Below are 6,811 nucleotides of genomic sequence, written 5' to 3'. Positions count from 1 at the left end.
TAAATCAACTTTCTGTTTTGGTTATATATATATGTATTTTTAAAATATTAAAGTTATATATTTAAATTAAGATTATATGGGGGATTATAGATTATGAAAGTTATAATGACCGGTAATGAGGCTATAGCAAGAGGAGCTTATGAGGCAGGTTGTACTGTTGCTTCAGCTTATCCAGGAACTCCAAGCACTGAAATACTAGAAAATTTTGCAACTTATGATGGAGTATATGCTGAATGGGCTCCAAATGAAAAGGTAGGTATGGAGGTTGCATCAGGTGCAGCTATAGGTGGAGCAAGAAGCATGACTACTATGAAACATGTTGGATTAAATGTAGCAGCTGATCCACTTTTTACAATGGCGTATGAAGGTGTTAATGGGGGACTAGTAGTAATCAGCGCCGACGATCCTGGAATGCACTCATCACAAAATGAACAAGATAACAGATTGTATGCACCGCATGCAAAAATTGCTATGGTTGAACCATCAGATTCTCAAGAGTGTAAAGATTTTATGAAGGAAGCTTTTAAAATAAGTGAGCAATTTGATACAGTAGTTCTTTTTAGAAGTACAACAAGGGTATCGCATTCTAAGAGCATAGTGGAATTAGGTGAAAGAGAAGAAGTAGGAATAAAACCATACGAAAAAGATATTCAAAAATATGTAATGATACCTGCACATTCAAAGAAAAAGCACTATGAAGTAGAAGAAAGACTTAAACGATTACAGGAGTACTCAAATAACTGCAGCTTAAATAAAATTGAGATGTCAGAAACTAAAATGGGTATTATCACTAATGGTATTTCATACCAATATGTAAAAGAAGTATTTGGTGATAAGGTATCTATATTAAAAATAGGAATGAGTTATCCACTTCCTGATAAATTAATTAAAGATTTTGCTTCCAAGGTTGAAAAGCTATATATAGTAGAAGAAAATGAACCGTATATGGAAAATGCAATTAAAGTCATGGGAATACAATGTATTGGCAAAGAAATTATTCCTATTTGTGAAGAATTAAATCCTGATATTGTAAGGAAAGCTATATTAGGTGAAAGTCAAGAACAAAGTTATACAACTGATATTAAAGCACCGTCAAGGCCGCCAGTATTATGCCCAGGATGTCCGCATAGAGGAATATTCTATGCTGTATCTAAATATAAGGATGTCATAGCATCAGGAGATATAGGATGCTATACACTGGGATTAGTTGCACCTCTTAGTGTTACAGATACCTGTATATGTATGGGAGCATCTGTTTCTGGAGGTAATGGGTTAGAAAAAGCAAATGAACTAGCAGGAAGAAATAACAAGGTTTTCGCTTTCATAGGAGACTCAACTTTCTTCCATTCAGGAATTACAGGACTTATCAACTCAGTATATAATAACATTCCTATTGTTACATGCATACTAGATAACAGCATTACAGCTATGACTGGTCATCAGCAAAACCCAGGTACAGGAAAAACTCTGCAAGGGAAGGCTGCACCAGTTATTGATATTGAGAAGCTTGTACTTTCTATTGGTATTAAGAAAGATAACTTAAGAATTGTAGATCCATATAATTTAAAAGAGACAGAAGAAGCTGTAAAAGCAGCACACGATAGTAAAGAACCTTTTGTAATAATAACAAAACAACCTTGTGCATTGATAAAAGACGTTATAAAGAAAAGAGCAAACATGCACTGTAGTATACAAGTTGATAACTGTAAAAAGTGTAAAGCTTGTTTAAAAACAGGATGCCCAGCATTGCAGTTTAAAGATGACATTGTAAGTATAGACAAAAATATGTGCAATGGCTGCGAATTGTGCAAACAAGTATGTAAATTTGATGCAATAGAAAAGGTGGGTGAATAATATGAGTGATGTTAAAAGCATATTATTTGTAGGTGTAGGAGGACAAGGCACTATACTTGCTTCAAAAATTTTAACTGAAGGTTTGCTAAAGCACAGCTATGATGTGAAAATGTCAGAGGTTCATGGTATGGCTCAAAGAGGGGGAAGCGTTAGCACTCAAGTTAGATTTGGAAAAAAGGTGTACTCACCACTTATCGAAAAAGGAACAGTTGATGCAATAGTGTCTTTTGAAAAAAGCGAAGCAGCAAGATGGCTTCCTTATTTGAAAAAAGACGGATGTTTAGTTGTCAATGACTATGAAATTCACCCAGTACCTGTTTTAATAGGCGAAGAAAAATATCCAGAAAAGGTTAATGAGACATTAACTAAAACAGTCGAAAATACAATAATAATAAATGCAGCTAAAATTGCAGAAGAGCTTGGCAATATTAAAGCTCAAAATGTAGTTTTACTTGGAGCGCTAATTAAAGCTCTTAAGTTAGAGAATATAAATTGGAATGATGTTTTAGTATCAGTAGTTCCACCTAAAGCGTTAGAATTAAATAAAAAAGCTTTAATAAAAGGATTAGAGGAATAAGAAAAGGTGGGAGTTCCCCACCTTTTCTTATTCAGATGCCCTAACAACTTTTATAAATTCAACTTCAGGATCTTCTGTACCTTGAACATACAAGCCAGTATCCTTAAGTTTTTGAACATAATCAACTATTTCTTGAGTAATCTCTTCTCCTGGACAAAGTATAGGGATTCCTGGTGGATAAGCCATCAGAAATTCTCCACTTATCATGCCGATACTATTTTTTAATAGTACAGGAGTCTTTACATCATTGAAAGCATCTCTAGGTATTTTAATCTGGCTTGGGATTGAAGGAATATCAATAAAATCTGACTTTTTATTTCCCTTACCATAGTATTCATCACTTATTTCTCTTAAAGCTTTTAATAGTGCATCTATGCTGCTCTTAGTATCACCGAAAGAACCTACAGCTAATACATTATATAAATCAGAAAGTTCAACTTGTATATGGTACTTATTGCATAATATCATATCTAAATCATAACCTGTTATTCCAAGATCTCTACAAGTTATGGTTATTTTTGTTGGATCAAGAGCGTATACTCCTTCATCACCTAAAATTTCTTTACCAAAGCAGTAAAAACCAGGTATTTTATTTATTTCTGTTCTAGCGTAATCACATAATTCAATAGTTTTATCAAGAAGCTCCTCACCCTGAAGGGCAATTTGTCTCCTTGAACAGTCTAAGGAGGCCATTAATATATATGAAGGAGAAGTAGTTTGAAGTAAAGATAAAACTTGTTGAACTCTATGAATATCTATACGCTCGGAACGAACTTGAAGCAGTGAGCATTGAGTCAAAGCCCCAATTATTTTATGTGTACTTTGAGAACAAATATCAGCACCAGCATGCATTGCTGATACTGGCAATTTATCGTTAAAACCAAGGTGTGGTCCATGAGCCTCATCAACAATTAATGGAATATCATAACTGTGAACTATATCCGCTATCCTTTTTATATCTGTTGCTACCCCGTAATAAGTTGGATTTATGATTAAAACTGCTTTTGCATCTGGGTTTTCCTTTAAAGTTCTTTCTACAGTTTCAGGAGTAACTCCATGAGCTATTCCAACTTTTTTGTCAAGTGCAGGTTGCATATAAACTGGGATAGCACCACTCAGGATTATGCCAGCAGTTATAGATTTGTGAACATTTCTAGGTATTATTATCTTCTCCCCAGCTCTAACCACAGACATAACCATAGCCTGTATTGCTCCAGATGTACCGTGTATTGAAAAAAATGCGGCATCAGAGCCATAGGCATCAGCTGCTAGCTGTTGGGCTTTCTTTATTGGTCCTGTAGGATGGTGAAGGCTATCCACTAGTTTAAATACTGTAACATCAATTTTAAAAGGATTTTCTCCTATAAAATTCTTAAATTCCTCATCCATACCAATTCCTTTTTTATGTCCAGGAACATGGAAAGGGATAGTTTCTCTATTTACATACTCCATTAATGCGTCAAATAAGGGAGTTTCGTTTTGATCTAACTTATACACCTTGATAAAGCACCTTCTTTCACAAAATATACCCTTTAAACTTAGATATTTCAAGGGTTGGCCTGCATTTTCCTTTAAACCAATATAATTATATGTTAAATGTACTGCAAATGCAACAATATGAGTAAATTTTATAAAATAATATTTTAGTTACTGGAAATAGTGAATAAACTAGACAAAGTATGTAAATAATAACTAACGTGATATTTGTTATATTTTAGGAGGAATTTAATATGGAAAATTTAAAATTACATAAAAGGCAAAAAAGAACTTCAAATGAAGCTAAAAAAGGAAGAAGAAGTGGTTTGATACCAGGTATATTATATGGAAAAAATATAAATAATATGATGTTTGAAATTAGTGAATTAGAGCTTAATAAGGAAATTAGTAGAAGTGGTGAACATGCGGTATTAAATATAGACTTAGATGGAGATAATCATAGAACAATAGTTAAAGAGTTGCAAAGAGATCCAGTACACCATAAGATAGTTCATATTGATCTTGAAGAGTTAGCTAAAAATTCAACTGTACAAACAGAACTACCAATTGCATTTACTGGTGAAGATATGGTAATGAAAAAAGGCGGAGCTGTGCAAAAAGAAAAAAGCAATGTTAAGGTTGAGTGCAAGACGGAGAAAATTCCTAGATGCATAAATGTAGATTTATCTAAATTAGAAATAGGAGAAACTTGTAGGGTAATGGATTTAGAAGTATCAGAAGATATAACCTTTATAGAAGATTTGAATTCAATAATAGCAACAATAACATTAAATAGTAAACCTTCTGATATTCCAGATGAAGATTAGAATAGATAACAGATATACATTATTAAAAGTGTATATCTGTTTTTGCATTAATAGGCAAAATAAAAATATATTTAATTAATTGTAGTTTTAATGGTGTTTTTATTCTAAACTTTATAGTATAATAATAAATGTCAAATAATTACATAGACTGGGAGGTAATAAGTGGTGTATAGAGATAAGTATGATCTATGGTTGAATTCAGAGCTTATAGACGAATCAGCTAAAAAGGAATTAAGGGATATAAAGGATGAAATAGAGATAGAGGACAGATTTTATAAAGATCTTGAGTTTGGAACAGGTGGTTTAAGAGGAATCATAGGCATGGGAAGCAATAGAATGAACATATATACTGTTGGAAAAGCCACTCAAGGTCTAGCAGATTATCTGTTGAATAAGTATAAAGAAGATATATCTGTAAGTATAGCATATGACTCAAGAATTATGTCTAAAGAATTTGCAGAGGCAGCTGCAACTAATCTTTGTGCTAATGGTATAAAAGTAAATCTATTTGAATCATTGAGACCAACACCGATGCTTTCATATACTGTAAGATATTTAAAAAGCAAAGCTGGTATTGTAATAACTGCATCACATAATCCCAAACAATATAACGGTTATAAAGCATATGGAGAAGACGGTGGACAGGTTACGGATAAAGCAGCAAAAGAAATTATTTCATTCGTACAAAAAGTTGATGATTTTTCAAAAATAAAAACTATGAGTTATGATGAGGCAAAGGAAAAAAAACTACTAAATATAATTGGTGAGGATATTGATAAAAGTTATTTAGAGAAAGTAAAAGGTTTGACTATAAGAAAAGAACTTGTTGATAAATATGCAGAAGAGTTAAAGATAATATATACTCCAATTCATGGAAGTGGAAATATACCTGTAAGAAGAGTGCTAAAGGAACTTGGATATAAAAATGTTAGTATCGTAAAAGAGCAAGAACAGCCAGATGGAAGCTTTACTACAGCAGCATATCCAAATCCAGAGGATCCAAAAGTTTTCAACATAGCTCTAAATATGGCAAAGGAAATTCAACCAGATATAATATTTGGAACTGATCCAGATTGCGATAGAATAGGAATTGTTATTAAAGATAACAATGGAGAGTATAAAGTACTTACAGGAAACCAAACAGGAGCTCTTTTAACCCATTATATTTTATCATCTCTAAAAGAGTTAAACAAACTTCCGCAAAATAGTGTAGTTATTAAAACGATTGTTACTACAGAATTAGCTGCTTCTATAGCTAAAGAGTATAATGTTGAGCTTATAGATGTGCTAACTGGATTTAAGTATATAGGGGAAAAGATTAAGAACTTTGAAGAAAAAGGCGACAAAAAGTATATTTTTGGATTTGAAGAAAGTTACGGATATCTTGCAGGGGATTTTGTAAGGGATAAAGATGCAATTATTGCAGCAGAACTTATATGTGAAATGACCCTTTATTATAAAAAGAAGGGTATAAGTTTATATGATGCTCTTATGAATCTTTACGAAAAATTTGGTTTTTACAAAGAAAAGTTAATTTCTATTGAATTACAAGGAAAAGAAGGTCAGGAGAAAATTGGGAACGCACTTGAGTATTTAAGACATTCTATGAGTCAGAGTCTTGGAGCTAACAGAATAGTAAAGAAAATGGATTATAAAATAAGTATAGAAAAAGATTTATTAAGTATAGCAGAGAATAGAATAGAATTGCCTAAGTCTAATGTTCTTAAATTTATGTTAGAGGATAATTCATGGTTTGTTGTAAGGCCTTCAGGAACAGAACCTAAAATGAAGGTATACTTATCAGTTACAGGAAATAGCTTAAAGGATTCTGAAGAAAAAATGGAACAATTTGAAAAAGCAGTTTGCGAAATTATAGATAGGGCTTGCAATTGTTAGTATAATGTTCTGTCAAGTGATTCTAAGACTCAGGTGGAGTTCGCTTATGAGGAAATACCTCTTATCTGAGCAAGTTCGTCAAATGCAATTTATGCATTTACCCCATATGAGTCTTAGAAGAACTTATCCAGAGACGTGTTAGCCGTCAAATAAATAAGTTTATAGTAATAACTAACTAATT

Annotated in this window: 5 protein-coding genes; 4 read left to right on the top strand and 1 reads right to left on the bottom strand. The window is 32.5% G+C overall.

Annotated features, from left to right (window positions below; translation table 11 throughout):
- Positions 1–93 precede the first annotated feature (93 nt).
- Together iorA and I6U48_RS14940 are read left to right on the top strand one after the other, a co-directional pair.
- Positions 94–1,854, top strand: a complete 1,761-nt coding sequence (gene iorA / locus I6U48_RS14945) for an indolepyruvate ferredoxin oxidoreductase subunit alpha (RefSeq protein WP_218321271.1) — start codon at positions 94–96, stop codon at positions 1,852–1,854.
- Position 1,855: 1 nt separating this feature from the next.
- A complete protein-coding gene (locus I6U48_RS14940) occupies positions 1,856–2,431 on the top strand; it encodes an indolepyruvate oxidoreductase subunit beta (RefSeq protein WP_218321270.1) in 576 nt (191 codons plus the stop codon).
- A gap of 27 nt (positions 2,432–2,458) precedes the next feature.
- On the opposite strand, the gene I6U48_RS14935 is transcribed toward I6U48_RS14940, so the two are convergent.
- On the bottom strand, positions 2,459–3,928 hold the full coding sequence (locus I6U48_RS14935) for an aminotransferase class I/II-fold pyridoxal phosphate-dependent enzyme (RefSeq protein ID WP_218321269.1): 1,470 nt from the start codon (positions 3,926–3,928) through the stop codon (positions 2,459–2,461).
- A 233-nt stretch (positions 3,929–4,161) separates the two neighbouring features.
- Here I6U48_RS14935 and I6U48_RS14930 point away from each other — a divergent pair, with 233 nt between their 5' ends.
- Together I6U48_RS14930 and I6U48_RS14925 are read left to right on the top strand one after the other, a co-directional pair.
- Positions 4,162–4,734, top strand: a complete 573-nt coding sequence (locus I6U48_RS14930; RefSeq protein WP_218321268.1) for a 50S ribosomal protein L25 — start codon at positions 4,162–4,164, stop codon at positions 4,732–4,734.
- Between the two features lie 162 nt (positions 4,735–4,896).
- Positions 4,897–6,630 (top strand): phospho-sugar mutase, encoded by a 1,734-nt coding sequence (locus I6U48_RS14925; RefSeq protein ID WP_218321267.1) that lies wholly within the window; start codon positions 4,897–4,899, stop codon positions 6,628–6,630.
- Positions 6,631–6,811: the final 181 nt, after the last annotated feature.

Origin of the sequence: Clostridium thailandense (assembly GCF_019207025.1) — a bacterium.
In the GTDB taxonomy this organism is placed as follows: domain Bacteria; phylum Bacillota; class Clostridia; order Clostridiales; family Clostridiaceae; genus Clostridium_AM; species Clostridium_AM thailandense.
This window is presented reverse-complemented; position numbering and strand designations above follow the sequence as displayed.